General features: G+C 68.0%; 26 protein-coding genes. 6 read left to right on the top strand and 20 right to left on the bottom strand.

Features of this window, described 5'->3' with window-relative positions:
- Positions 1-3: 3 nt before the first annotated feature.
- The 3 genes from ACN675_RS10415 to ACN675_RS10405 form a co-directional block, all read right to left on the bottom strand.
- Complete coding sequence (locus ACN675_RS10415; RefSeq protein ID WP_420750789.1) at positions 4-825, bottom strand: fumarylacetoacetate hydrolase family protein; 822 nt, start codon at positions 823-825, stop codon at positions 4-6.
- A 5-nt stretch (positions 826-830) separates the two neighbouring features.
- Entirely contained in the window at positions 831-1,901 is a 1,071-nt protein-coding gene (locus ACN675_RS10410) for a cupin domain-containing protein (protein ID WP_420750788.1), read from the bottom strand.
- Between the two features lie 79 nt (positions 1,902-1,980).
- Entirely contained in the window at positions 1,981-2,796 is an 816-nt protein-coding gene (locus tag ACN675_RS10405) for an IclR family transcriptional regulator (protein WP_420750797.1), read from the bottom strand.
- Positions 2,797-2,886: 90 nt separating this feature from the next.
- Between ACN675_RS10405 and ACN675_RS10400 the strand changes: the two genes are divergently transcribed.
- Together ACN675_RS10400 and ACN675_RS10395 are read left to right on the top strand one after the other, a co-directional pair.
- On the top strand, positions 2,887-4,146 hold the full coding sequence (locus tag ACN675_RS10400) for an MFS transporter (RefSeq protein WP_420750787.1): 1,260 nt from the start codon (positions 2,887-2,889) through the stop codon (positions 4,144-4,146).
- Between the two features lie 109 nt (positions 4,147-4,255).
- A complete protein-coding gene (locus tag ACN675_RS10395) occupies positions 4,256-5,452 on the top strand; it encodes an FAD-dependent monooxygenase (RefSeq protein WP_420750786.1) in 1,197 nt (398 codons plus the stop codon).
- Positions 5,453-5,477: 25 nt separating this feature from the next.
- Here ACN675_RS10395 and ACN675_RS10390 read toward each other — a convergent pair whose 3' ends face one another.
- Positions 5,478-5,816 (bottom strand): winged helix-turn-helix domain-containing protein, encoded by a 339-nt coding sequence (locus tag ACN675_RS10390; RefSeq protein ID WP_420750785.1) that lies wholly within the window; start codon positions 5,814-5,816, stop codon positions 5,478-5,480.
- A gap of 69 nt (positions 5,817-5,885) precedes the next feature.
- Here ACN675_RS10390 and lhgO point away from each other — a divergent pair, with 69 nt between their 5' ends.
- Positions 5,886-7,085 carry an L-2-hydroxyglutarate oxidase gene (gene lhgO, locus ACN675_RS10385; protein ID WP_420750784.1) on the top strand — a complete coding sequence of 400 codons (1,200 nt, stop codon included), beginning with the start codon at positions 5,886-5,888 and terminating at the stop codon, positions 7,083-7,085.
- A gap of 16 nt (positions 7,086-7,101) precedes the next feature.
- On the opposite strand, the gene ACN675_RS10380 is transcribed toward lhgO, so the two are convergent.
- The 13 genes from ACN675_RS10380 to ACN675_RS10320 all read right to left on the bottom strand — a co-directional run bounded on the left by ACN675_RS10380 (position 7,102) and on the right by ACN675_RS10320 (position 18,734).
- Positions 7,102-7,806: a type 1 glutamine amidotransferase gene (locus ACN675_RS10380; RefSeq protein WP_420750783.1), complete on the bottom strand. Its 705-nt coding sequence runs from the start codon at positions 7,804-7,806 to the stop codon at positions 7,102-7,104.
- 43 nt (positions 7,807-7,849) lie between these two features.
- The gene (locus ACN675_RS10375) at positions 7,850-8,590 is read right to left on the bottom strand and encodes an oxygenase MpaB family protein (protein WP_420750782.1); all 741 of its coding nucleotides are present in this window, start codon (positions 8,588-8,590) and stop codon (positions 7,850-7,852) included.
- Positions 8,591-8,611: 21 nt separating this feature from the next.
- Positions 8,612-9,520: an oxygenase MpaB family protein gene (locus ACN675_RS10370; RefSeq protein WP_420750781.1), complete on the bottom strand. Its 909-nt coding sequence runs from the start codon at positions 9,518-9,520 to the stop codon at positions 8,612-8,614.
- Between the two features lie 66 nt (positions 9,521-9,586).
- On the bottom strand, positions 9,587-10,807 hold the full coding sequence (locus ACN675_RS10365) for an MlaD family protein (protein WP_420750780.1): 1,221 nt from the start codon (positions 10,805-10,807) through the stop codon (positions 9,587-9,589).
- Complete coding sequence (locus ACN675_RS10360; RefSeq protein WP_420750779.1) at positions 10,804-11,883, bottom strand: MCE family protein; 1,080 nt, start codon at positions 11,881-11,883, stop codon at positions 10,804-10,806. The genes ACN675_RS10365 and ACN675_RS10360 overlap by 4 nt, the downstream gene beginning before the upstream one ends.
- On the bottom strand, positions 11,880-13,016 hold the full coding sequence (locus ACN675_RS10355; protein ID WP_420750778.1) for an MCE family protein: 1,137 nt from the start codon (positions 13,014-13,016) through the stop codon (positions 11,880-11,882). Before ACN675_RS10355 ends, ACN675_RS10360 begins: the two co-directional genes overlap by 4 nt.
- On the bottom strand, positions 13,007-14,056 hold the full coding sequence (locus ACN675_RS10350) for an MCE family protein (protein WP_420750796.1): 1,050 nt from the start codon (positions 14,054-14,056) through the stop codon (positions 13,007-13,009). Before ACN675_RS10350 ends, ACN675_RS10355 begins: the two co-directional genes overlap by 10 nt.
- Positions 14,056-14,277, bottom strand: a complete 222-nt coding sequence (locus ACN675_RS10345) for a hypothetical protein (RefSeq protein WP_420750777.1) — start codon at positions 14,275-14,277, stop codon at positions 14,056-14,058. Before ACN675_RS10345 ends, ACN675_RS10350 begins: the two co-directional genes overlap by 1 nt.
- Complete coding sequence (locus ACN675_RS10340) at positions 14,274-15,311, bottom strand: MCE family protein (protein ID WP_420750776.1); 1,038 nt, start codon at positions 15,309-15,311, stop codon at positions 14,274-14,276. Before ACN675_RS10340 ends, ACN675_RS10345 begins: the two co-directional genes overlap by 4 nt.
- Positions 15,308-16,588: an MCE family protein gene (locus ACN675_RS10335; RefSeq protein WP_420750775.1), complete on the bottom strand. Its 1,281-nt coding sequence runs from the start codon at positions 16,586-16,588 to the stop codon at positions 15,308-15,310. Before ACN675_RS10335 ends, ACN675_RS10340 begins: the two co-directional genes overlap by 4 nt.
- 1 nt (position 16,589) lies before the next feature.
- The gene (locus ACN675_RS10330) at positions 16,590-17,444 is read right to left on the bottom strand and encodes an MlaE family ABC transporter permease (RefSeq protein ID WP_420750774.1); all 855 of its coding nucleotides are present in this window, start codon (positions 17,442-17,444) and stop codon (positions 16,590-16,592) included.
- Positions 17,441-18,253: an MlaE family ABC transporter permease gene (locus ACN675_RS10325; RefSeq protein ID WP_248675354.1), complete on the bottom strand. Its 813-nt coding sequence runs from the start codon at positions 18,251-18,253 to the stop codon at positions 17,441-17,443. Before ACN675_RS10325 ends, ACN675_RS10330 begins: the two co-directional genes overlap by 4 nt.
- 292 nt (positions 18,254-18,545) lie before the next feature.
- Complete coding sequence (locus ACN675_RS10320; RefSeq protein ID WP_420750795.1) at positions 18,546-18,734, bottom strand: hypothetical protein; 189 nt, start codon at positions 18,732-18,734, stop codon at positions 18,546-18,548.
- Between the two features lie 435 nt (positions 18,735-19,169).
- On the opposite strand from ACN675_RS10320, the gene ACN675_RS10315 reads away from it, so the two are divergent.
- The 3 genes from ACN675_RS10315 (at position 19,170) to ACN675_RS10305 (ending at position 21,933) form a co-directional block, all read left to right on the top strand.
- A complete protein-coding gene (locus ACN675_RS10315) occupies positions 19,170-20,396 on the top strand; it encodes a TetR/AcrR family transcriptional regulator (protein ID WP_420750773.1) in 1,227 nt (408 codons plus the stop codon).
- Between the two features lie 2 nt (positions 20,397-20,398).
- Positions 20,399-21,061, top strand: a complete 663-nt coding sequence (locus ACN675_RS10310) for an SDR family oxidoreductase (protein WP_420750772.1) — start codon at positions 20,399-20,401, stop codon at positions 21,059-21,061.
- A gap of 80 nt (positions 21,062-21,141) precedes the next feature.
- Positions 21,142-21,933: an alpha/beta fold hydrolase gene (locus tag ACN675_RS10305; RefSeq protein ID WP_420750771.1), complete on the top strand. Its 792-nt coding sequence runs from the start codon at positions 21,142-21,144 to the stop codon at positions 21,931-21,933.
- An 81-nt stretch (positions 21,934-22,014) separates the two neighbouring features.
- Here ACN675_RS10305 and ACN675_RS10300 read toward each other — a convergent pair whose 3' ends face one another.
- The 3 genes from ACN675_RS10300 to ACN675_RS10290 form a co-directional block, all read right to left on the bottom strand.
- A complete protein-coding gene (locus tag ACN675_RS10300; RefSeq protein ID WP_420750770.1) occupies positions 22,015-23,934 on the bottom strand; it encodes an FAD-dependent oxidoreductase in 1,920 nt (639 codons plus the stop codon).
- A 4-nt stretch (positions 23,935-23,938) separates the two neighbouring features.
- Complete coding sequence (locus tag ACN675_RS10295) at positions 23,939-25,270, bottom strand: MFS transporter (protein WP_420750769.1); 1,332 nt, start codon at positions 25,268-25,270, stop codon at positions 23,939-23,941.
- 93 nt (positions 25,271-25,363) lie between these two features.
- The gene (locus tag ACN675_RS10290; RefSeq protein ID WP_420750768.1) at positions 25,364-26,329 is read right to left on the bottom strand and encodes a LysR substrate-binding domain-containing protein; all 966 of its coding nucleotides are present in this window, start codon (positions 26,327-26,329) and stop codon (positions 25,364-25,366) included.
- Positions 26,330-26,349: the final 20 nt, after the last annotated feature.

Below are 26,349 nucleotides of genomic sequence, written 5' to 3'. Positions count from 1 at the left end.
GTCCTACTTGATCACGGTCTTGTTCTTGACGGTGCCGAGGCCCTCGATGGTCACCTCGCACACCTCCCCGTCCTGGATGTAGCGGGCGGGCTTGCGGGCATGGCCGACACCGCCGGTCGTGCCGGTGATGATCACGTCACCCGGCTGCAGGGTCACGATGTGGGAGATGTAGTCGACGAGCTTGGCCGGGGTGAACACCAGATCGTTGGTGTTCGACGACTGCATGACCTCACCCTCGAGACGGGTCTCGATGGCGGTGCCGAGCTGGTAGTCGGTGTCCAGGAACGGACCGAAACCGCTGGTCTTCTCGAAGGTCTTGCCCTGATCCCACTGCAGCGTGCGGTACTGGTAGTCGCGCATCGTGTAGTCGTTGATGACCGAGTAGCCGGCGATGTACTCGGCGGCGTCGGCCTCGTCGACCTGGTAGGCCTGCTTGCCGATGACGACGGCGAGCTCGGCTTCCCAGTCGAGCTGCGACGCGGCGTAGGCGGGGACGACCACGTCATCGTAGGGGCCGGTGAGGGCTTCCTTGAACTTCGAGAACAGGGTCGGGTACTCCGGCAGGTCGCGGCCCATCTCCTTGATGTGGGTCGCGTAGTTCAGTCCGACGCACACGATCTTGCCGGGTGCGGGAACGACCGGCGCGTAGTCGGCGGCGGCGAGGTCGACGGTCTTGCCCGACGCCTGCTCGGCCACGGACTTCCAGTCGGCGTCGGCGAGCAGGGCCGACAGATCGGCGTAGCCGTCGATCACGGTGGCGCTGGAATCGCTGTCGACGCGGACAGCGGCGGTGCCGCCGTCGAGACGGAGAGTGGCAAGTCGCATGGGGGTCAGGCTCCTTCGGAGATGATGGTGCGGTTGAAGTGCAGACGCTCCACGATCGGCGCGTCGGAGAAGGCGAACAGGTCGATGCCGTTGTCGGTTTCGAGCGACCACTCGGTCCAGGACGGCACCACGATCATGTCGCCCTTGGTGACGTCGTAGCTCTTGTCCGCGAGGTGGAAACGGCCCTGCCCCTCGAAGACCTGGAAGACCACCGAGCCGACGTCGCGGCGCGCGCGGGTCTGCGCCCCCGCCCGCAGGCGGTGGAACTCGGCGCGGATCGTCGGCATGACGTCGCCACCGGTGGTGGGATTGGTGTAGCGGATCGCGGCGTGGCCCGGCTCCGGGGTGGCGGCGTAACCCTCGTCCTCGAGGGCGAGCTGCTCGTTGAGCGCGCGATCGGTGTACACCCAGCGGTAGCACGCGATCGGCGAGCTGGTCTTGCGGTCGACGCCGACGAGCGGACGCAGACCCGGGTGGACCCACAGCCGCTCCGAGCGCGAGATGTCCGGGGTGCCCTCGTCGGTCACGCCGTCGGAGCCGAACTCGAAGAATCCGGTGTCGGTGTAGTTCACGAACGGGATGTCGAGGCCGTCGATCCACGCCATCGGCTGGTCGGTCTCGTTGTGGTGGCCGTGGAAGTTCCAGCCCGGCGTGAGCAGGAAGTCGCCGCGGCGCATGGCGACCGGGTCGCCGTTGACCACGGTCCACACGCCTTCGCCTTCGACGACGAAGCGGAAGGCGTTCTGCGAATGACGATGCTCCGGCGCGGTTTCCTTCGGGCCCAGGTACTGGATCGCCGCCCACAGCGTCGGGGTGACGTACGGGACGCCACCGAGACCGGGGTTGGCCAGCGCGATCGCACGACGCTCACCACCGCGCCCGACCGGCACGAGATCGCCGGCACGCTGCGCCAGCGGGTACAGCGTCGACCACTTCCAGACGAAGGGCACGGCCTTGGAGGTCGGGACCATCGGCATCAGATCGCCGAGCTGGGTCCACAACGGATTCAGGTGTTCCGTCTCGAAGTCGTCGTACAGCTTCAGAAGCTCGGGATCGACAGGCTCGGTGGCAGTCATGAATTCTCCTCTCGGCAACGGTGCATCTCGTTGTCCGGCGTTGTTCCCAACCTAGGTGGGTCGAATCACGACAAGCCAACTATTTCTGCTGTGCAGAATACTGGGCGTCCGTTCCCTCGATATCGGCGATGTCGACCTCGATTCCCCGGACCGCCGCCTGCATCTGAGCGACGAGCTTTCCGCGCAGATGCTGCCGGTACCGGGTGATCGGCACCGCGGCCGTGACGGCCCCGATGGCCGTGCCGCGCGCGTTGCGGATTGCCACTCCGAACGCCGCGACGCCGGCCTCCGTCTGCTCGACGTTGACCGCGAACCCGACGTGGCGCGCGGCCTCGAGTTCGTGCACGAACTCCTCGAACTCGCCGATGGCCATCCGGCGGTCGGTCTCGTACGCGGGCGTCGGCCCCTGGCTGATGCTGGGCTCGTCCGCGGGACGCAGATACAGCTGCTCGAGGACCGAACGCGGGAGTTCCGCCAGGAGGATGCGCCCGCCGGCGGTGAGCTCCGCAGGTAGCACCTGACCTCGGCGATCGCCCACACGCAGGATCGATTCGGTCTCGGCGGTCCACAAGAACCGGGCCTGGGATCCCACGCGGATCACGAGGTTGATCGTCTCGCCGGTGAGTGCCGCGAGTGCCTCCATGTGGGGCCGGCACATGTCGGTGAAGTCGCGCGTCCATCCCTGCCGGGCGGGACCGACACCCAGCGCCGGCCCCGGGTGGTACATCCGTTTCTCGTCCTGCACGGCGAACCCCCGGTACACGAGCATCGCGAGCAGACGGTGCGCGGTCGACGGGGCCGTGCCGAGTTCCTGGGCCGCGTCCTTCAACCGGAGCGCGCCGGCGTCGCGGAGCAACTGGAGCAGGCGCAACGCGTTGTCGACCGACTCGAGCATGTACGTCGGCTTCCGGATCTTGTCCCTGGGTCTTTTCTGCACAGCAGAACTTTATTGCACGGATCGGTGGTGCGCACCCACGGTTGAGGAATGCTTTCCCCCAACGAGGCTTCATCGACGCGGGCCACCGGCAGCATCACCCTGCCCCGCGCCCACGTGATCGCGGTGATCGTCTGCTGGCTCTTCGTCGTCTTCGACGGATACGACCTCATCGTCTACGGCAACGTGATCTCGAGCCTGCAGGCCGAGTGGGGTATCAGCGCGTCGACCGCGGGCACCCTCGGAAGCCTCGCGTTCGTCGGCATGATGATCGGTGCGGTCCTCGCCGGCCGGTTGTCGGATGCGATCGGACGGAAACAGGCCGTCATCGGCTGCGTGGTCGTCCTGTCGGTCTTCACGACACTGTGCGCGGTGGCACCGGGACCGATCGTCTTCGGCCTCCTGCGACTGGTCGCCGGTATCGGGCTGGGTGGTCTCGTGCCCACGTCGAACGCACTGGCCGCCGAACTCGTGCCGAACAAGTGGCGCGCCGCCGTCGCCACCATGATGATGTCGGGCGTCCCGATCGGCGGTTCGATCGCGGCCCTGGTCGGTATCCCGGTGATCCCCCACTGGGGCTGGCGCCCGATGTTCGCGTTCGCCCTGGTCCCTCTGGTGATCCTCGTTCCGCTCGCCATGAAGGTGCTGCCGAATCATTCGCTGCTGGAGGCCCATCCCGACAGTTCCGAGGGCGGGTTCAAGGCACTCCTCGGCGCGCGGTTCCGCACGATCAGCATCATGTTCGCGGCCGTCACCATCGTGACGCTGCTGGCGTGGTACGGCCTCGGCACCTGGCTGCCCAAGCTCATGCAGGGTGAAGGCACCGATCTCGGCAATGCACTCACGTTCTCCCTGGCCTTGAACCTCGGGGCGGTCGCGGGCTCGTTCATCACCGCCTGGGGCGGGGTGCGCTTCGGATCCGTGCCGACCAGCATCGTCGCGGCGCTCGTCGCCGGTGTCGCGCTGCTGGCGTTGCTGCTCGATCCGCCTGTCGCCGTGGTCTACCTGATCTTCGTGCTCGCCGGGGTCGGCACCCACGGCACGCAGGCGCTGATCATCGCGGCGGTCGCCTCCTACTACCCGGACCATCTCCGCGGCACCGCGCTCGGCTGGGCACTCGGCGTCGGACGCATCGGTGCCGTCGCGGCCCCGCAGCTCGGTGGCTGGCTGCTCGCCGCCGGACTCGGCGCCGACTCGAATTTCGTCCTCTTCGGCATCAGTGCACTGATCTCGTCGCTGCTGCTGACCGTGATCTGGAAGAAGTTCCCCGCCAGCGATCGGACGTTGCGCGGTCCGATCCTGACCCACTGATCACCGATCGCGCAGCGATCCCAAGTGACCGATCGCGCAGCGATCCCAAGTGACCGATCGCGCAGCGATCCCAGACCCCCATCCCCGCTTTCACGACCGAAGGAGCGTCATGTCCGATCTGAAGGACGCACGAGTTCTCATTGCCGGTGGCGGCATCGGCGGTGTCGCCAACGCCCTGGCCCTTGCACAGAAGGGTGCTCAGGTCACCCTGTTCGAGCGTGCTCCCGAGTTCGGCGAGGTGGGCGCCGGCCTTCAGATCGGCCCGCACGGTTCCCGCATCCTGCAGTCGCTCGGGGTGTACGACGAGGTCATCGCCAAGGGCGTGCTGCCCAAGAACCTGGTGTTCCGGGACGCCGTCACCGCGGAGATCCTCACCAAGGTCGACCTCGGCCGCGACTACCAGCAGCACTACGGCGGCGTGTACTTCGTCGTGCACCGCTCCGATCTGCATTCGGTGCTCGTCGAAGCGGCCCGCGAGGCCGGTGCCGACCTGCGCGTGAACTCGCCCGTGCAGGACGTCGTCACCGAGGGCGACACCGTGCGTGTCATCCTCGAGAACGGTGAGGAGCACGTCGGCGACGTCGCGCTCGGCATGGACGGTCTGCACTCGCGGCTGCGTCCGAAGCTCTCCGACGACAAGCCGGTCGGCTCCGGGTACGTCGCCTTCCGCGGCACCTTCCCGATGCACGAGGTGCCGCTCGACGAGGAGATCGAGGACGTCGTGGGCTACATCGGCCCGCGATGCCACTTCATCCAGTACCCGCTGCGCCAGGGCGAGATGCTCAACCAGGTCGCGGTCTTCCAGTCGCCCGCGTTCCTGCGCGGCGAAGAGATGTGGGGCAGCCCCGAGGAACTCGCCCACGCGTACGACCACTGCCACGAGAGCGTGCAGACCGCGCTGAAGTACCTGTGGACCGACCGCTGGTGGCCGATGTTCGACCGCAACCCCATCGACAACTGGGTCGACGGCCGCATGATCCTGCTCGGCGACGCCGCGCACCCGCCGCTGCAGTACCTGGCGTCCGGCGCCGTCATGGCGCTCGAGGACGCCAAGTGCCTCGCCGACTACGCGGCCGAGGACCTGCAGGGCGACACGAAGAACTGGCCGAAGATCCTCCAGGACGTCAACGCCGAACGTGCACCGCGCTGTAACCGCATCCTGACGACCGGCCGCATGTGGGGCGACCTGTGGCACCTCGACGGAGCCGGCCGCGAGGCCCGCAACGAGCTGTTCCGCACCCGCGACACGTCCAGCTACAAGTACACCGACTGGCTGTGGGGCTACAGCTCGGACCGCAACCGCTGATCCTGTCGTCGAGCGCCGCCTCGCGTCACTCCCCGCCCGTGAGTGACGCGAGGCGGCGCTCGGCGCTCGCCAGCGCTTCCCGAGCGGCGGCAAGGTCTTCGCGCAGAGCGGCGAGTTGCCTGTGCATCCCGAGCGTCATGTCTCCCGGTTCCGGGATCGCCAGGACATAGGACCCGCTTCCGCGGCGCGTCTCGATCAACCCTTCCATCCGCAGCACGTCCTGCGCGTCCGTCACGACGGACGGCGAGACCCCGTAGTGGGCGGCGAGTTCGTGCACGCCGGGAAGCTGGTCTCCGACGGCCCATTCCTTCCACGCCAGCCGGTGCTTCAGGTCGGTGGCGACGTACTCGTACTTGTACCCCATGGGCCGACCGTAACAGTTTTACGCACAACTGACATTCCCTTTGCGGGGCGGGCACCTACCATTGCGCGCATGAGTGCGCTACGGGCCGCGGTCGTCGGCGGCGGGATCATCGGTGCCGCAACGGCACGCCGGCTCACCGAGTGCGGTGCCACGGTGACCGTATTCGAGAAGGAACACGACCTCGCCGCGCACCAGACCGGGCACAACAGCGGCGTGGTCCACGCCGGGCTGTACTACACGCCCGGCAGCCTCAAGGCACGACTCTGCCGCCGCGGCGTGGAGTTGCTGCGCGACTACACGACCGAGCGGAATCTGCCCTACGAGGAGTGCGGCAAGCTCGTCGTCGCGCTCGACGACAGCGAACTCGGCCGCCTCGACGCGATCACCGCCCGGGCCACCGAGAACGGGGTTCCCGGCATCCGGAGGATCGGGCCGAACGAGATCGAGGCGATCGAACCGCGCGCCCGCGGCATCGCCGCGCTGCACTCCCCTCACACCGCGATCGTCGACTACGTCGCGATCACCACCGCTCTCGCGGGTGACGTCACCGCGGCGGGCGGCACCATCCGCACGAGCACCGAGGTCACCGAGCTGAGCACCCGCGGCGACGAGGTCCTCGTCGGAACCGGGTCCGGCACCGAGGCCTTCGATCTCGTGATCACCTGCGCTGGACTGCAATCGGACCGCCTCGCCCGCGCCGCCGGTGATGCGGCGACCCCGCGGATCGTGCCCTTCTTCGGCGACTACTACCTGCTGCGACCCGAACTCTCGACGACGGTGCGCGGGCTGATCTACCCCGTGCCCGACCCGCGCTATCCGTTCCTCGGCGTGCACCTGACCAAACGCATCGACGGTTCGATCATGCTGGGCCCCAACGCATTCCTCTCCCCCGGACGAGAGGCCTACGACCGGCGATCCGGCTCCGCACGGGACCTGTGGGAGGCACTCGCCTTCCCCGGCTTCGCCCGGTTCGCGGTGCGCAACGTGCCCGCCGCCCTGCGTGAGCTGCGGACCGCGGTGAGCACGCGCGAATTCGTCGTCGAGGCGGCGAAGTACGTTCCCGGCCTCACCGTCGCCGACGTGGTGCGCGGACCGCGCGGGATCCGAGCCCAGGCCATGAACGCCGACGGCAGCCTCGAGGACGACTTCGTCGTCACCGGCCACGACCGTCTCGTGCACCTGCGCAACGCGCCCTCCCCCGGCGCGACGTCGTCGATGGCGATCGCCGAGTATCTCGTCGACGCCGCGCTGGAGCGGGTCGGTCGCTGATCGGGACGATCGACGCTCAGGCGATCGACTCGAGCCACCGGGTCATGACCGCGTGCGCCTGCGCGGACGTCTGCGCATACACGGACCCGAGTTCGGCGAGCACCGATTCGGCGGCGCCGACGCCGAGGGTGTCCTCGAGGGCGCGGCGGTATTCGTCGATCGCGAGCCACTCCGCGGCGACATCGGGACCCGCCTCGAGGTGGAACTGCACACCGTAACTGCGGCCGTGCCGGAACAACTGGTTCGGATACGCCGGTGACGACGCGAGCAGCGTTGCCCCACGCGGTAGATCGAATGTGTCGCCGTGCCACTGCAGGGTCGGGAAACTCGCCGGCAGCTCACCCCACACCGGGTCCGAGACGGACTCCGCGGTCAGTTCCACATCGCAGACCCCGACCTCGGGTGCCGCACCGGAGTACACCTTCGCGTCCAGCGCAGCGGCCAGTAGCTGCGCCCCCAGACACACACCCCACACCGGAACGTCGGATGCGAGAGCCGAACGCAGATAAGCGATCTCGTCGTCGATCCATGGAACGACCGCCCCGTCGTTCGCGCCCATCGGGCCACCCATGACCACGATGCCCCGGTAGCCGACCGTCTCGGGCAGCGGCTCTCGCCACAACCTGACCGTGTGCACCGGACCGACCTTCTCCAGTGCCGGCAGGTAGTCCGCCGGGCCCTCGCATTCGACGTGTCGCAGTTCCAGGAAGCCAGTTGTCATCGGCACATCATCGCAGCCGAATGTAACGTGCGGTAGTCCGGTTTCAGAGCCGGGGAGCGGCGGGCCGGCGACGAGACATCGCGGCGACCGCCTTGCGTCGCAACACATAGCGGCGCAACGCCCGCCGGTCGGCCGCGGTGACCTCGATCCCCCACATCTCCTGCGCGATCGGATGCATCAACGTGCGCACCGCACGGGTGGGCACCCGGCGCTGCACCCAGTCCCGCGGGCGCATCACCTGATCCCGATAGAAGTCGCCGCGCGGGGTCCGTTGCAGCACCGTGCGGCACGTGTCGTCGAACCAGCCGGTGAACTCGGCCCACGTGTCGGGCAGTCCCCGGTCGCTGATCCCGTACCGCCGGAACCACGCGCCGCAGTCGCGGTACAGATCCTCCCGCTCGCCGGCTGTCAGCGGTCGCACGAACGTCTCGATCATCGTGACGAGCGTGTCCACGTAGGTGGCGTGCTGGAACTGGAACAGGTCCGGGTTCAGGCTGTGGTAGCGGCGGCCGAGATCGTCCACGCCCTTGATGTGTTCGTGCCCGCGCCGGATGATCGACGACAGGTCCCTGTCGTCGTATGCCATCCGGATCAGCAGCGGAACGGTGTGCCGTTTGTGCAGCCACAACCGGCGCGGGGTACGGGAATGTTCCATTCCCGCAGCGATCGCCGGATGCAGCATCTGCAGGCCCACCGCGCGCGGCAACGCGAGCAGGAACCGTCGGTCGCCGAGAAACCGGAGCAGCAGCCCGTCCGGGTCGATGTCGGTCGAGTGTGCAACCACCGTGAGCTCGGACTCCCGACGTCAGATGATGTTCTTGCCGGACTGGATGCGACGGCGGAGGTCCACCATCAGCGCCAGGCTGCCACCGTGCCGGATGAACTTCGGGATGAACCGGTTGACGAACGAGACGAAGACGAACAGGTGCTCGAAACGGCGGCGGTCGTCCTCGCTCCAGCTGTACCCGAGCTGTTCGCGGAAGTACGGCGGCAGGGTCCCGATCGTGAGGAACTTCAGCAGATTCCCGAACATGATCCGCATCGGCCAGTTGATCATCTTCAGCCCGACGAGATCCTGCAGGAACTGCTTGGTGGTCTCGTCGAACACGACCCGTTCGCAGCCGCGGTTCCAGTACCGTTCGAAGTCGGCACGCGTGGCGGGCCACATGTCCTCGGTGACCTGCAGGGTCGTACCCAGTTTCGATGCGGTCGAATAGAAGTCCTCGATCTGCTCCTCGTCGAGGGTGCCGTGCAGCAGCTGGTAGCTGTCCTCGATGCCGACGTATAGGCACGCGGCGACCCACATCTGCAGTTCACGGTTGAACGCGTTGTACTTCACCGGGCTGGTCTCGTCGGAACGCACCTGCCGGTGCGCACCGTTGACCGCTTCACGGAACGCGAGGCGTTCCTCGTCGGTGCCCAGGATCGCGACCGCGAGGTACTGCGTCGTGGTGCGGGCCCGCTTCCACGGATGGTGGACGAGCGAGCCGGACGTCACCTTGCTCTCCATCACGCCGTACGCGACCTCGGGCCAGCCGAGCTGCATGATGACGTTCGCGGCGGCGCCGGCGAACGACCAGAAGTCGATGGCGTCGGACAGTGCGTGCTTCTTGCGACTCCACCGGTTGGGGCCACTGGTGATCTTGATACGCGTGCGCGCGGAGGTCAGCACGGGTTCGGTATCCACGGCGTCGTCGAGGTAATGCGCGGGCATTGGGTCCTCCTCAGATTCTGTTCGGACGGGTGCGCCGGACAGGCGCGGGATGTGCGTTTAGCACTGTCAGTTCCCTCCACTGCCGATGCCCTGGAGGAGCATCCGCCAGAAGGCCGCGAGCTCTTCGCCCGCCGGGATGAGAATCGGATCGGCGACGGCCGGGGGTCCGATCAGCGTGCCGGGCGTCGTCCGGTTCGCAATACCGAGATCGTTCGGCCTCGGAGCGTTCTGTGCGCCGCGCTGGCCGTGGTCCTCGCCGGGCGGGCAGTAGTGCGTGAGATCGACCGTGATCGGCGACTCGTCGCCGAGCTGCCGGCGCGGCGTGTCGTACACGCACACCGGCCCCTGGGTGGCGATGAGCGCGAAGTCCGCACGGTCCCCGTGCACGATGGATTCGAGCGCGGCCAGGCCGCGAGGAAGGGCGACCAGGCCGGTCTGCAGCGCGGCCGAACGATCCGAGATGATCGGGGCGACGTCGACGAGGTTGGCGAGCACCGCCGCGAACGACTCCTCGTTGGCGGCGAGCACCCCGTCGGCGCGGCGCATGGCGTCCGGGGTCGTCGTCATCATCTCGTTGATCCGGTCCTCGTTGGCGTACAACGTGTCCGCGATCGTGCGCGCCGCGGCCATGCCGTCGACGAACTCCTCCGAGTTGTCCGCCATGGTGGACGTCAAACCTGCTGTGCGGCTGAGGAGTTCGGTCAGATCGGTCGCGTGGATTTCGAGGCGGCCGGACAGGTCGTCGGCGTCGGTGATGAGCCGCGCCAGATCGGGACCGAGCCCCTGGAACGCGGCGCCGAGTTCGGCACCGACGGTGGCGACGGTGCCGGGTTCGACCGTCTCGAGCAGTGCGGCGGTGCTCGCGAGCGTTTCGGCGATCTGGACCGGCTGCTCCTCGGCCGGCATCTCGATCGAATCGCCGTCCACGAGGTACGGACCGTGGTCGACGCGCGGGAAGATGTCGACGTTGAGCATGCCGGCGAGCGTGCCCTGGGTGATCTTCGCGATCGAGTCGGTCGGGATCTCGGTGCCGCCTTCGAGCTCGAATTCGATCCGGGCGCCACCGCGTTGCGGGTCGACCGCCACCGCGGACACGGCGCCGACCTGGACACCGCGATAGGTGACGACGGTGCCCTCCGAGACCCCGAGCGCGTCGTCGACGTGGGCGGACAACCGCATCTCGTCGCCGAGTCCACGCGGGCCGACGATGTAGTAGATGCCGTAGGGCACCACGATCAGGGCGGTCAGCACGAACAGGACGAGCTGGACGAGGACGATCTTCTTCATCGGGTGCCTCCTCCGAGCATCTCCTGCAGCGACGTGGGTGTCGGTTCCGGTGGTGTCCCGGTGAAGTAGCCACCGGTCAGGATCGTGTCGATGCTCTCCGGAATCTCGAGCGCACCGTCGAACACCAGGTAGTCACCGCGCACGGACTTCCCGAACGCATCCATGAACGCGTTCATGGCGGCGAGGGTCCCGCCCATGCGGTCGTTGAACGCCTGCAGGGTGGACGCGACCGTCCCGGCGTCGGCCAGGAACCCGGCCGGGCCCTGCGGCACGGCACCGGTCAGTGTCTGCACGTTCAGGGCGAGACGGGTCGTGGAGTCGAGAAGCGTGGAGATGGAATCCCGTTGCGCGACGAGCACTTCGACCGCCTCGGCGGTGTTCGCGAGATACGTGTCCATCGTCTGCTCTTCGTCCGCCATGCGGCGGGTGACGTCGGCGGCCAGTGTCATCGCCTCGTCGAACGCGGTCTGCTGGTCGATCGCCCGCGTCATCAGGTCGGTTGCGGTGTCTGCGAGTGCCTGGACCCGATCCGACCGTCCGGTGAACGCGACGTTCAGTTCGTCGACGACAGTCGCGAGCTGATCCATGCCGCTGCCGCTGACGACGTTGCCCAGGGACGCGAGCATCGTTTCGACACGCGGCCCGAGATCGGTGTTGTCCACGTCGATGACGTCTCCGTCGGACAACCGATCCGGCGCCGCGTCGACGGGGTTTATCAGCCGCAGGTAGGGACTACCGAGCGCGGACGGAATCTCCACCGAGACGAGCACATTGCTCGGAACCTCGAGTTCCCGCTGCAGCGAGACCTGCAGGCCGGCGCCGGTGGTCGTGGTGTTCAGGGACGCGACGCGGCCGACGATCTGCTGCCCGTAGCGGACGTCGGCGCCGAGGACGATGCCGTCGGCGCTCGCCAGATGCACGTCGACGTCGAACGCCCCGGCACCCGCGGACCGGCCGACCGGCAGGTCCTGGATGCCGTAACCGCAGCCGGACACGACGACCGTGCCGGCGACGACGACCGCCAGCGCGGCGAGACGGACCGCTCGCCGGGGCGGAACGGTGGATGTCGGGGTCACGGGTTCCCTCCGGTGATGGCGGTGACGATTCCCAGCGGGTCGGACGCGCTGATCGGGAACGTGATGGGGTTGGTGAAACCGGCGCCGGTGCACAGGGGCAGCGGATGCTCGGCACACAGTGGGCCGGCGACCGCGAACTGGGTCAGGTTCGTCGACACGTTCAGCCGGATTCGGCTGCGTCCGTCGGGTCCGACCGTGTTCTCGAGGTTCTGCATCATGAGCGGCACGAGATCCATGAACTCCGCGAGCCCGGCCTGGTTTTCGGTCAGGGCATAACCGAGTCCCTCCAGGTTCGCCGAGATCGCACCGAAGCTCTCCTGGTGCTGGGTGACGAAGCTGTCCAGTTCGGCGAAGACCGTCTGCAGTTCCTCGAGCGGCACGGTGATGTCGAGGTCGGCGTCCTGCCACACCGTCGACAACGTGGACATGTCGTCGACCATGCTGTCCAGGGACACCTGGCGCGCATCCATCGCCTCGATGAGCGTCGCCAGGTTCTCGACGAGCACCGAGAAGTCTTCGGAGGTTCCCCCGATGACACCGGTGGCGGCGCTGAGGTCACGGATGGCGTTGTTGAACGCCTCGCCCTGGCCACCCCACGTCTGCGCGCTGCTCGCGAGCACCGAGCCGACGTCGCCGCCCTCCGGTCCCATGAAATCGACGAGGGTCGAGAGGCTGCCGAGCATGCCGTCGATGTCGATCGGGGAATGCGTGCGTTCGACCGGGATCGTCGACTGATCGGGCAGTTGCGGGCCGTCGGTGTAGGCCGGGCCCAGTTCGATGTAGCGCTCGCTGATGATCGCGGGGCTCATCACGTAGGCGGACACATCGGCCGGAAGCTTCACCGATTCGGGGACGGTCATCGTCACCCGCACCGAGGTTCCCTTCGGTTCGATGTCGGTGACGGTGCCGACGCCGACGCCGAGGACGGCGACCTTGCTGCCGGTGTAGATGCCGTTGACGTACTCGAAGTCGGCGTGCACCGTCGTGACCCGGTCGGTGCGCCCGAAGATGTACCAGACGGGCGCGACGATCAGCAGGAGCGCGACCACGAGGAGCGAGACGATCTTCTTGCGGTTCGACGGCCGGGCCGGAGTGAGCTGTTCACTCGCCGGCATGTCCTGGATCAGCGACATTCCTGCATCACTCCCATCGCGCACAGAAGGTTGTCGGGCAGAACCGCGGCGGGTGTGGTGACGTCGGCCCAGGTGCCGTTGCCGGTGGCGTCGGTGACGGTGCGCAGCGCCGGCGGCAGCTGCGTCATGAGCGCGGCGATGTTGTCCGAGTTGCTCTGCAACGTGCCGGTCACGGCGGTCAGGTTGGCCACGAGCCGGTCGGCTTCCTCACGGTTTTCGACGAACGTCTGTGACAGGGTCGCGATGACGGCGCGGAGGTTGTTCGCGAGCCGGGTCAGCGCTTCCTTGCGTACCGACATGGTCTGCACGAGAGTGCGTGCGTCCACGGCGGTTCCGACGAGGGAGTCCTGCTGGTCGACCGCGATCACCGACAGCCGGCGCGACATCTCGAGCAGCTGGTCGAACTGTTCGCTGTGGCGCCCGAACGCCGCCGACGCCGCGCTGATCCCGGTGAGGGTGCGTTCGACCTGGCCGCTGTCGGACGGCATCACCTGCGACAGCGTGGTCATCATCTGTTCCATCGCGTCGAGATCGAGTTCCTGGGACACCCGCTCCGCACCGGCACCGACCTCGTCGAGCGAGTACGGAACGGTCGTGCGCTCGAGCGGGATGGTGTCGCCGCCGTCGTCGACACCGCCGGGGCGGACGTCGAGATAGCGCTTGCCGAGGACGGTTTCGAGGCGGACCGACGCGGTGGAGGTGTTGCCGACCGTGCGGTTGTCGTCGAGACGGAACTCGACGTCGACGTGGTCGCCGGCGAGCTCGATCTTCTCGACGCGGCCGGCCGGGACACCCGCGACGTACACGGGGTCGCCGGTCGCGAGACCGGCGGCGTTCGCGAATTCCGCTGTGTACGGTTCGGTTCGGGCGTGGTACCAGAACCGCGGGATACCGATCGCGGCACCGAGGCCGACGATGAGGACGACGATGCCGATCGTGCCGAGCACCAGCGGCATGTGCGTGGTGTTCTGCCGGCGGCCGAACCCGAACAGGAACTCGAGTGCGCCGACGAACACGTCGATGAGTTTGACCAGGAACATCATGGCAGCGTTCCCTCCCCCGTTGCGGGCGCCGCGGAGTTCTCCAGCACGTCCACGAGATCGTCGATGTAGGTGATCCCGATCGCGACGAGCGTGATACCCGCGCCGAGGACGACGAGGACGAACATCCAGGCGAAGCTCTGCAGAATCCGCCCGTTGTGTCCGCCGAGCGATCGCACCCCGCGGACGATGAGGTCGATGAGTCGTGTCAGTAGGATCATCGGCACACCGGCGAATGGGTCGGACCGAAGATGTTCACTTCTGCTTCGCCTGCTTTCAGGGTGAAGTTGCACAGGTAGAGGCTCACGAAGCTGCCGTACTGACCGGTGCGGTTGATCTGGTGTGCGAAGTCGGGGAGATTCGCGACCATGCGTTCGAACTCGGGGGTGTTCGCGATCCAGGTGTCGGTGACGGACGCCAGGCTCGCGAGCGAACGCGCGAATGCTCCGTCGGACTGCGCCATGATGTCGGCGAGCTCGTCGATCGTCGCGGTTCCGGAGTCGAGGAACCCGGCGATGCGCGTGCCGTCGCCGACGACGGAATCACCCAGTACGGCAAGGCCGTTCACGAGCGAGGTGAGCTCGTCACTGCGGTTGTCGAGCGTGCCGAGCAGCCTCGTCATGTTGTCGACGACCTCCCCGAGGATGCCTTCGCGGTCGCCGAGGCTGCCGGTCAGGGTGGCGACCCGGTCCAGGAACTGCACGACGGCGTCGCTGCGCCCGTTGAACGTGTCGGTGATGTTGCGGGCGAGGACGTTCACCTCCTCGGGCGGCAGCGACTCGAACAGCGGCCGGAACCCGTTCATCAGCGCCGTCAGGTCGACCGGCGGGGTCGTCTGCGAGATCGGGACCACCGATCCGGGGGCGAGCACCTCGGACGAGCCGGGTGCGTCGACCTGCGGTTCGGGCATCGTGATGGCCACGTACCGGGCACCGAGCATGTCGCCGTACCGCACTGCGGCCTGAACGTCGCGGGTGAGCACCTGGTCGCCCTCGATCTCGACGGTCACCCGCGCGAGCGCGGCGCCACCGTCCGTGTCGGCGACGTCGACCGCGTCGACCCGACCGACCCGCACCCCGGACAGGGTGACCGGGTTGCCCACGTTGAGGCCTTCGACGTCGGTGAACTCGAGGACGTAATGGTCGGTGGAGCCGCGGACCGGAACCGCGAGGGTGTTGAACACCAGGGATCCGCAGATCGCACCGACGGCGCAGTAACCGACGAGCGACACCACCTGGGAACGCTCGAGTTTCACGGGATCTGCACCTCGCTTCCACGAACGAGCGGGCCGAGGATGAACGTGAGCGCCGGATTCAGCGCGGCGCCGGCCTCTTCGAGCGAGGCGGGAACGGTCGCCTCGGCCACACCGAGTGCGTCCTCGAGCAGACTCAGCGGTTCGGCTTCCTCGGGGCCGCCGACGATCCGCTTCGGCGCATCGTAGGTGCCGTTGCCCGGACTGTTGCATTCGAGGCCGGTGAGCGGCCCGTAGACCGGGCAATCCGCCGACGTGTACGGCATCGGATCGGCGAAGGACGGCACCGCGGTGATGTTGAACCGTCCGGACGCGAAGACCCTGGCGCCGGCGTTGCCGAACAGCCCGGCGTTCTCGAGCGTCTCGTACAGACCGCTCGGGTTGGCGGCGGTGGTCGCGAGGATCGTCCCGATCGAATCGGTGACGGTGATCATCGCGTCCCGGCGTTCACCGGTGAATCCGTCGACCGAGGCGGCGAGCAGCGTCGCCGCACCGAAGGCGTCGGCCAGCCGGTCGCGGTTCTCGACGATCGCGCCGGAGACCTCGGCCGCGGATGCGACCATGCCCACGATGTCCGGGGTGGCGGCCGACAGAGACCGCATCACCTCGACGAACTGCGGTGTGGCGTCGAGGAATTCGGCTGCGGCGGGGGCCATCTGATCGCTGACCGCGGCGAAGCGGTCGATGGTGCGGCCGATGGTCTCACCGTTGCCGTCGAGTGCGCTACTCAGGGCGCTCAGGGCGACGGAGAGCTGGTCGGGGCGCATGTCGTCGAGCACGCCGGCCATCTTCGTGAACACGTCGTACATCGCGACGGCTTCGGGGCCGGAGTCGACCGCGATCGTCTCGACCTGCCCGAGCGTGCCGATGCCGGACGCCGCGGTGGTCTCGATGCCGTCCGGGCCGGCGGCCGGATCGTCGGCCGCGTCGACGAGTTCGACGTAGATGTCACCGAAGAAGGTACGGGGCACGACACGGGCGAGCACCGACGACGGCACGAGTTCCGCCGCGTCGGAGTCGATCGCCAGCCGCACCTGGGATTCGGCCGAACCGGGCTCGACGGATGCGATCCGCCCGATCTCGACGCCGTGGTACCGCACGGGCGCACCCCCGTTGACGAGACCGACGGCCGCGGGCACCTCGACGAAGACGTCGTTGGTGTCCTCGAACGTTCCTGTACCGCGGAGCACCATGCCCACCGCGACGGCCAGCGCCGCGCAGACGCTCACCGCTCCGACGAGGACGAACCCGGTCTTCTCACGTGATGTGGGTCGATCCACGTCACACCCCCATTCCGGGAACTTCGGGAACCAGACCCCACAGCGCGAACGTCATCAACACGTCGAGGACACCGATCGACAGGATCGCGGTGCGCAGGGCACGGCCGGCCGCGGCACCCACACCGGCCGGACCACCCGACGCGTAGTAGCCGTAGGCGCAGTGCACGAGGCTGACGACCATCGCGAAGACCATGGCCTTGATTCCGGAGTACAGCAGGTCCTGGGGTGTCAGGACCAGATGGAAGAAGTAGTCGTACGTACCGGCCGACGCGCCGTTGAACACGACGACGACGAGACGCGTCGACAGGTAGCTGGCGAGCAGGCCGATCATGTAGATCGGGATGACGCAGACCATCGCGGCGAGCGTGCGTGTGGCCGCGAGGAACGGTATCGACTTGATGGCCATCGAGTCGAGCGCGTCGATCTCGTCGGAGATCCGCATCGCACCGATCTGCGCGGTGAAGCCGACACCGACCTTCGCCGACAATGCGATCGCCACGACCACGGGCGCGAGCTCGCGGGTGTTCGCGACCGCCGACAGCATGCCCGACATCGTCGTCATGCCGACGAGTTCGAGGCCGCGCTGTGTTTCGACACCGAGCATCATGGCCGCGGCCAGCGACATCGCGAACACGATGCCGATCGTGCCGCCACCGGACAGCAACGACTGGGTGCCGAAGCTGACCTCGCTGATCTGTGCGATCACATGCTTGCGGAACTTGCTGAGCGCGTACGGAATGGACGCGATCGTGCGGACGTAGAACGACACGTGCATGCCGAGCGTGGCGAGATTGTCGCCGACGCGGTGCGCCGCGCGGGTCGCGGTGTGGGCAGGTTCTCGGGCGGTCAGGGTCAACGGAATTCACCCACCGCCGGAACGATGACCGTGTACAGCGCCGAGAGCGCGGTGTTGACGATGAACACGAGCGCGAACGCGATGACGACCGCTTCGTTGACCGCGTCGGCGACACCGCGCGGGCCGCCCTTGGTGTGCAGCCCCTTGAACGTCGCGACGAGCGCGGAGAGCAGACCGAACACGGCGGACTTGACCAGTGCCATAACGAAATCCGCGGGGCGGCCGTACTCGGCGAAGGTCGCCATGAACGTACCGGCGGGAAGATGCTGGACGTAGATGTGGTACAGCCAGCATGCGCCGACACCGCCGAGTGTGACGATCGAGCACAGCGCGAGCGAGACGACGACGGCGCCGACGAGGCGGGGTGCGACGAGGCGCTCGAGGACGTCGAGACCCATGACCTCCATCGCGTCGATCTCCTCGCGGATCTTGCGCGAGCCGAGATCGGTGCAGATCGCCGAACCTGCCACGCCGGCGAGCATGAGCGCGCACACGAGGGCGGAGGCCTGGCCGACGATGATGAAGGCGACGACGGCGCCGGAGTAGCCACCGGCACCGATCCGGCCGGCGAGTTCGCCGACCGACACTGCGATGAACACGCCGACCGGGATCATCAGCAGCAGCGACGGTCCCGTGCACACACGCCCGATGAAGAGCGTCTGGGTCACCGTCTCGTACAGCGACAGCCGGCGTCGCAGCACGGCGACGGCGAGAACGACCAGCGACTGCACGGCGAATCCGATGAGGAAACCCCCCTCGGTCGCGACGTCGCGAACCGGCCCACGAGGAGCCGGCAATTCATAGGTCATCTACTGCATCCCTTCGGTTTTCACACAGGGGTGGCTCCGTCGATCGGGTACGGAAGCAGACGTCGATTCAGGGTGAAGTGTGACACACCCACCGACGCTGGGCAAGAGCTAAGTGAACAACGATTCTCACCGGACAGGGCGCGTGTGTCCACGGAGGGCGGGGCGGAACGGACCGTCCACAACCTGGGAATATCCGGTTTCCGTCAGTGCTTTTCGCCGAACAGCCGGTGTGGTCTACGATGCACCGATCGGACGGTTAGGAGAACGCCGATACTGCCCGCTACGCCGTGCCCTAGGTCATGCAGACGTTCGAGAACGTGAGCACCGGCCAGCAGACGATGGAACCGAGGAACGAGATCACCAGGTCGACACCCTCCATATCGGAGAGATGCGAGGTGTGGGTGAGCGTCCAGATCACACCGATCAGGCCGTAGGGAATGGCGACCAGGATGACGAGACCGATGAACTCGGCGACGGACATCTCGTAGGACAGGACTTTGCGTGCGACATCGAGCACCGATCGGACTCCTGAACGATGGGCGGACAGTAGGTCGGGACGCCGGGTGTCCCCTGCAGCGCATCCATGCCCTACCCCCTCGGATGTGCATCCGTGCCAGATCCGGATGCGACGGACGCGGAGGAGGCTATCACCGGACATTCGCAGAACTCCCGATTTTGTGAACAATCATTCCGTAGGGTTCGTTCGTTGGTCGGGCATCCCTCATCGCGAGTAATTCCTGTTCACAGCGGTGAAGGCCGAAAGACCCTGTAACGAGAACGGGGCGATGCCGGATATATGTGGACAGCGATTCGCAATTGTCGAATTGGCATATGCTCTCACGGAGCGACACACTCCCAGTGAGCGTCATCCGGGCAACACCGACAGGGCAAACCGAGCGAACAGAGGCAGGTGCGCGTGGTCAGCAAGACTTCCTCCCCCCGGGTAGAGCGCCGGTCGCGACCGAAGGACCGTCGCGACCGGATTGCGACCGCAGCCGCGATCGCGTTCGCCGAGCGCGGCTACCACGGGGTGAGCGTCGAGGACATCGCCGCCGAAGTGGGAATCACCAAATCCGCTCTCTACCGCCACTTTCCGGGAAAGTACGCGCTTTTCCTCAACTCGGCCCTGATCCTCCTCGACGCACTCGAAGCCGCACTCGAGCAATCGTCGGATCCACTCCCGGGCAGCGCCTACGATCAGCTCCGCGCACATCTGTCCGCGATCATCGGCACCACCATCACGCATCGCCACACCGCGGGCATATACCGCTGGAAACGCCGGTACCTGCAGAAGGAGGACCGGCTGCCCATCCGCACGCGATCGTGGGAGGTGAACCGCGTCATCCGCGAATGCGTCATGCGGATCCGGCCCGAGTTGTCCGACAGCGATGCCTTCGTCACCGTCGCCGCGATGCTCAGTGTGATCGGCAGTATCACCGCGCACAGCCTCGTGCTCTCCCCGCGACGCACCGAGCAACTCCTGCTCGACGCGTGCACCGCGATCGCCGAATGCGATGCCGGCTCGTCCGGCACGGGCGTAACCGTTCCCGAGGCTGTGCCCGAGCCGGCTGCAGTCAGCAACATGCGTGAAGATCTCCTGCGGGCCTCGGTCCATCTCTTCCACGACCGGGGGTACGCGGAGATCGGGGTCGAGGAGATCGCCGCCGCGGTCGGCCTGCCGGCGTCCGGGGTGTACCGCTACTACCCGTCGAAAGCCGACATCCTCGCGGCCGCGTTCTACCGGGCCCTCGACGGACTCGAAGCGGCGGTCGCCGAGAAGCTTCGCACCGCCTCCGATCCGCTCGACGCGGTGCGGGCGCTGACCGCGGTGTACGTGGAACTGTCGTTCTCGCAACGTGAGCTGATGTCCGTGTACTTCGCGGAGCTGGTCCACGTCGCGCCCGGCCCGCGCGCGGACCTGCGGCTGCGGCAACGCTCGAACATCGAGCAGTGGGCGGCCCTCCTCCGCGAGGTCCGCCCGGGGCTGTCCGTCGTCGAATCACGGTTCCTCATGTACGGGGCGCTCAACCTGGTGTCCGATCTCGGGGTGTTCCTCGGGCCGGCCGCCGCACAGCAGGAAGCACCGCGCATCCACAATCTGATGATGATCACCCTGCTCGGTTCGAACCTCCCGGAGGGATAGTCATGGCACGCATCGCAATCGTCGGCGGACACGGGAAGGTGGCCCTGCACCTCGAGCGGCTACTGGCCGAAGCCGGGCACGAGACCACTGCTCTCATCCGCAATCCCGACCACGCCGACGATGTACGCGCAGCCGGCGGCAACCCGGTGGTCGCCGACGTGGAGCACCTCGACGTCGCGGCGCTCGCCGATCTGCTGCGCGGTCACGATGCGGTGGTGTGGTCTGCGGGCGCGGGCGGCGGCAACCCGGCGCGCACCTACGCGGTGGACCGCGATGCCGCGATCGCCTCGATGACCGCGGCGCAGCAGGCGGGTGCGCGGCGCTACGTGATGGTGTCCTATTTCGGGGCCGGACCGGACCACGGCGTCGCCGAGGACAACAGCTTCTTCCCGTACGCGGAGGCGAAGGCGGCCGCCGACGCCCATCTGCGTGGCACCGACCTGGACTGGACCATCCTGGGTCCGGGCTCGCTGACGTCCGATCCGCCGACCGGGCTGATCGACACGGGTTCGGCCGCGGCCGGGGGCACGGTGAGCCGGGCCGACGTCGCAGCGGTCGCCGCCGCGGTGCTCGACCGTCCCGTGACGGTGCACCGCACCATCGAGTTCAACAACGGCCTGACACCGATCACCGCGTTTCTCGATGCTCTCGGCACGAATTCGTGAACCTGCGATCGCGGGAGCGCCCCCGGCGCTAGATTCCCGGGTAGTTCGCGACCGCACACACGGCGACGGGGGCACGGCCGATGGAGGCATCCGATGAGACCTGGGATTCGGGCATGGCCTGCATGCGGCTCGGGTCGGGTGCGCCGTTGGTGCTACTACCAGGCCTGAGCTCTGATCATCGGGCGCCGAAGGGATTCGACCGCAAGGCGCAGCTCGGTGCGATGGCTCCGTACGCCGCACGCCGTGAGGTGTGGTGGGTCAACCGGCCGGCGGGCCTGGCCGCGGGCACCACGATCGCGGACCTGGCTCGTGCCTACGCCACCGCGCTACGCGCCAGGTTCGACGTGCCCGTCGACGTGATGGGTACCTCCACCGGCGGGAGCATCGCGCTCCAGCTCGCTGCGGACTACCCGGACGTGGTGCGCCGGCTCGTCCTGATCTCCTCGGCACATCGGCTCGGCCCAGGGCGCCGGGTCCAGCGGGACGCGGCCGCGGAGGTACGGGCGGGTCGTCCCCGCCGCGCGATGGCCGGGCTCGCCGCCGCGACCGCCGCGCACGGTTGGTCGCGACGTCTGCTGTGGGTCGCCGGCTGGCTGCTCGAACCCGCTATGCGCGGGGACGGATACGACGACATGCTGATCGTCATCGATGCCGAGGACCGCTTCGACCTGTCGGACCGGCTCGCGGACATCCGCTGTCCGGTGCTGGTCGTCGGCGGCGACCGCGACGGCTTCTACAGCCCCGATCTCTTCGCGAAAACCGCGGACGGCGTCGCGAACGGACGGCTGGCGCTGTATCCCGGTGTCGGGCACGTGGGTGTCATGCGGATCGAGCAGTTGCCCGGCGACGTGCTGGACTTTCTCGACCACTGAAACGGTCCCGAAAGCGCTGGAAAGCACTGGAACACCGAATGCCGCACCGGCGGGGCCGGTGCGGCATTCGGGTGTGGTCGGTCAGACCTGCGGGGTGAGCTCCGCGACCCGGACCGGGGAGGTGTCCGCCGCAGCGGCCACGGCCTCCTCGAACTCGCGGCGTCCGACCTGCGAACCGAGCACCAGGGCGAGCCGGGCGAGGAAGGCCTCGCGGTCGGACTCGTCGGCCTGGTCGATCGCGGCGGACAGACCCAGCCACACGTTCTCCCGGCGCGCCTCGTCCTCGGTGACGGCCTCCGCGGGACGGGCCGGAACGGACGGACCGTCGGGGGCGGTGCCGGAACGCAGAGCGGCTGCGACACCGGACAGCTCGGCCACCGGGACGCGGCAGAGCAGCAGTCCGTCGGGGCGGATCACGAACGCCTCACCGGCGGTCGCGCCGAGAGCCTCGATCAGATCCGGTGCGTCGAGCACCGTGGCCCCGGCCGGGGCGGCCTCGACCGCACCGCCGACGAGGACGGCCCGCACGCTCTCCGGGGACAGCGCCGCACCGAGCTCGGCCGCGGCGGCCACGAGAGCCGAGCTGCCGTCCGCGTCGAGACCGACACCGAGCACCGCGAAACCGGTACCGCGCACCACGTTCAGCGACGAGTCCTCGGTGCCGGCCGCGGTGACGACGCGCACCTTCCGGTCGTCCACCGGGTCGCCCGGCAGCACACCGGTGACGCCCGCGGCGACGGGCCAGGTCAGCGGGGACAGCCGCGCGTGCGTCGCGCTGGACTGCCGCGGGTTGATGAGGTGACCGAACTCGGGGCGGTGCACCGCGAGGGCCAGCACGGCGTCGCGGGTCGTGCGGTAGCCGTGGCTGCCGGGCGACATGATGAGCGTGGACTTGCCGGCGTTCGCGACGTTCTGTTCCCAGGCATGGTGCCGCTCGGCCGAGTAGGCCTGGAGCAGCGCGGGTTCGGCGTTGCCGTGGATCACGGCGGCGAGCTGCCAGGCGAGGGTTTCGGCGTCCTCCATGCCGGAGTTGAGCCCGCGCACGCCGAAGATCGGCACGAGGTGCGCGGCGTCGCCGGCGAACAGGAGGCGGTCGTGGGTGAAGTCGCGCAGGGCCAGCGCGCGGGCGTTGTAGAACCCGTGCCACTCGAGCGTCCACGGCAGGTCGTTCTGCAGCCAGTCCAGGTGCTTGGTGATCCGTGCGCGGATCGCGTCTTCCTGGGTCTCGATCTCGGCGTCCTCGGACGAATCGAGCTGGTAGTCGATGCGCCAGATGTTCTTGGGCTGCTTGTGCATGATGATCGTCGAGCCGGGGTTGCTCGGCGGGTCGAACCAGACCATGCGCTCGGCGGGCAGCTCGGACTCCCAGTGGATGTCCGCGATGACGTAGCGGCCCTCGTAGTTGGTGCCCTCGAGGCGCAGCCCGGCGAGTTCACGCATGCGGCTGCGTCCACCGTCCGCGGCGACGACCCAGCGGGCACGCAGGTGGCGCTTGCCGTCGGCGGTGTCGACCTCGAGGGTGACCTCGTCCTCACCGCGCAGGATGCCGGCGATGCTCGCCGACCAGTACAGGGTGATCAGCGGGTTCTGCTCGATGGTGTCGACGACGATCTGCTCGTACTCCGACTGGGAGACGTTGATCATCGGCGGGCGCACGTCGAAGTCGCGCAGCGGCATCTTGAACTGCAGGACCTGCTGGTCGCGGTAGAAGCTGCGGCCGCCGACCCACGGCAGCACGATCTTCTCGAGCTCCTCGCCGAAGCCGAGTCGGGCAGCGGCCTCGAGGCTGTGGCGGGAGATGCAGATCGCGCGGCTGCCGAAGGAAACCTGATCGGCGGCCTCGATGATGGTGACCGGGATGCCGCGCTGGGCGAGGCCGAGTGCCGTGGCCATGCCGACGGGGCCGGCGCCCACGACGACGACGGGCAGTGCGTCGTCGGTGGGTTCCATCGACGCGAACGAGGATGCGGGGTACTTGGGCGGCTGGTAGTAGGTCGACACGAGGTCAGATCCCTTCCTTCTCGAGACGGGCGGGACGTGCGGGCGTGGAGGGCACGCGGAGGACGAGGATGCTCACGAGGCTGATCAGCGCGATCAGCACGAAGTAGCCGGTGATCGACCACGAGGTGCCGGTCTTCGCGAACAGCGTGGTGGCGATCATCGGGGCCAGACCGCCGCCCAGGATCGCGCCGATCTGGTAGCCCAGGGACGCGCCGCTGTAGCGCACGGCCGGCGGGAACAGCTCGGAGAACAGTGCCGACTGGGGCCCGGCGCAGCAGCCGAGGGTGAAGCCGAGTCCGGCCATCGCCAGGAACATGACCGGCAGGATCGCGGTGTCCATGAGCGGGAAGAACAGGGCGGCGGCGATCACGAGCGCGGCGGAGCTGCGGATGTAGACGGTGCGGCGGCCGATGAGGTCGGAACGCCAGGCGCTGAACGCCATGCCGGCCATCCAGACCGGGCAGGAGGCGATGAGCAGGCTCAGCATCGTCGTCTGCGAAAAGCCGAGTTCCTTCTCGCCGTACTTGAGCACGTAGACCATGTAGGCGTAGGCGATGCCGTTGGTGGCGATGAACGTGCCGCCGGCCAGGAGCACGGTCTTCCAGTGCTTGGTGAGGACCTCGACGATCGGCAGCTTCGCGTGGGTCTCGACGGTCTCGTCCTTCGCCGTCTGGAACTCCGCGCTCTCCTCGAGGCCGAGGCGGATCCACATCGCGACACCGACCAGGACGGCCGAGAGCAGGAACGGAACGCGCCAGCCCCACGAGTCGAAGGTGGCGTCGTCCATGAACACCGACAGCGGCAGGAAGACCAGGTTGGCGAGCAGCACACCGGCGGGCACGCCGATCTGGGGTGCGGCGCCGTAGAGGCCGCGCTTGCCCGCGGGGGCGTTCTCGGTGGCGACGAGCACCGCACCACCCCACTCGCCACCGACGCCGAGTCCCTGCACGAAGCGGAGCACGACGAGCAGGATCGGGGCGGCGACACCGATGGCCGCGTAGTTCGGCAGCAGGCCGATCGCGACGGTCGCGAAGCCCATCAGCAGCAGCGAGATCACCAGCATCGACTTGCGGCCGACCCGGTCGCCGAAGTGGCCCATGACGACGCCGCCGATGGGGCGGGCGACGAATCCGACGGCAAGGGTCGCGAACGCGGCGAGCGTGCCGGCCAGGTCGGACGACCCGGGGAAGAACTGGGGACCGAGGACGAGTGCCGCGGCGGTGCCGTAGATGAAGAAGTCGTACCACTCGATCGCGGTGCCGACGAAACTTCCGACAGCGGCCTTACGCGCGGTCGCGGCAGTGCCGGACGCCTCGCGCTTGTCGATAACCGTCATGGATGGGGACCTTTCGGGGGGAGGGCGGAAAACGTGACCGCCGACACCACGATGACGCCCCCACAACCCCGTGAAAAGCGCGAAATTTCCCGGTTATTCCACGACTCTCTCGAAGTAGGGCTGTTTCTGCACTTCGGACGGGACGATCGGCCCTGACGCGAAGGTGAGAAATTCCCGGGCCGCCCGGCTCAACAAGGCCCCGTCCTTCCAGGCCACCACCACGTCGACCGGTTCGGGGACGGGGTCGGTGACGTTGCGGACCGCGATCTCGAGGCCCTCGTAGGTGATGTCCCGTCGCGGGCGCGACAACAGCAACGTCCAGCCCAGCCCCCGCCCGACGAACGCCCGGGACGTCTCGAAGTTGCGGGTCCGGTACACGATGTTCGGGGTGAAACCGGCCGCACGGCACACCCCGAGTCCGTGGCTCGAACTCGGCGGTGAATCGAGCAGCACCATCGGTGAGTCCCCGAGGTCCTGCAGCCGGATCGGCCCACCGTCCGCCGCCAGGGGATGCGCCGCGGGCAGCAGCACCCGGGGGTTGCGGTGCCCGATCACGACGGTGCCCAGCCCGGGCTGCAGGTCCAGGGCGTACATCACGGCGACGTCCACCTCCCCGGACTCGAGCTGGGCGGTGAGCTGGGTCTGGTCGTCCTCGTGGAAATCGAGCTGCACGCGCGGGTGGGTGCGGATGAATCCCTCGAGCAGCGGGGGCAGCACGGTCGGTCCCAGCGACGGATAGCACCCGACCTTGACGCGCCCGACGACCTCGCCCGCCTCGGCGCGCGCGTCGGCCTGCAGCTCCCCCGCCTGATGCAGCAGGATCCGGGCCCGTTCGAGAACGCCTTCACCGGTGGGGGTGAGCTGGACGCCGCGGGCACGCCGGCGGATGCACAGGCGGGCACCGAGAGATCGTTCGAGCTCGGTGATCGACGAGGACACCGCCGACTGCGACATGCTGAGCACGTCCGCGGCACCGGCGATCGACCCCCACTCGGCGACCGCGACGAACGCCGCGAGCTGACGGAGCGTGTAGTGGGGAACCGGATCGACTGGGCTCATGGTGTCACCGTAGGCGCACC

The sequence above is a fragment of the Rhodococcus sp. O3 genome, assembly GCF_048897285.1.
Taxonomy (GTDB): Bacteria; Actinomycetota; Actinomycetes; order Mycobacteriales; family Mycobacteriaceae; genus Rhodococcus.
The sequence above is the reverse complement of the archived record's forward strand: the minus strand, read 5'-3'. Positions and strand labels throughout refer to the sequence as shown.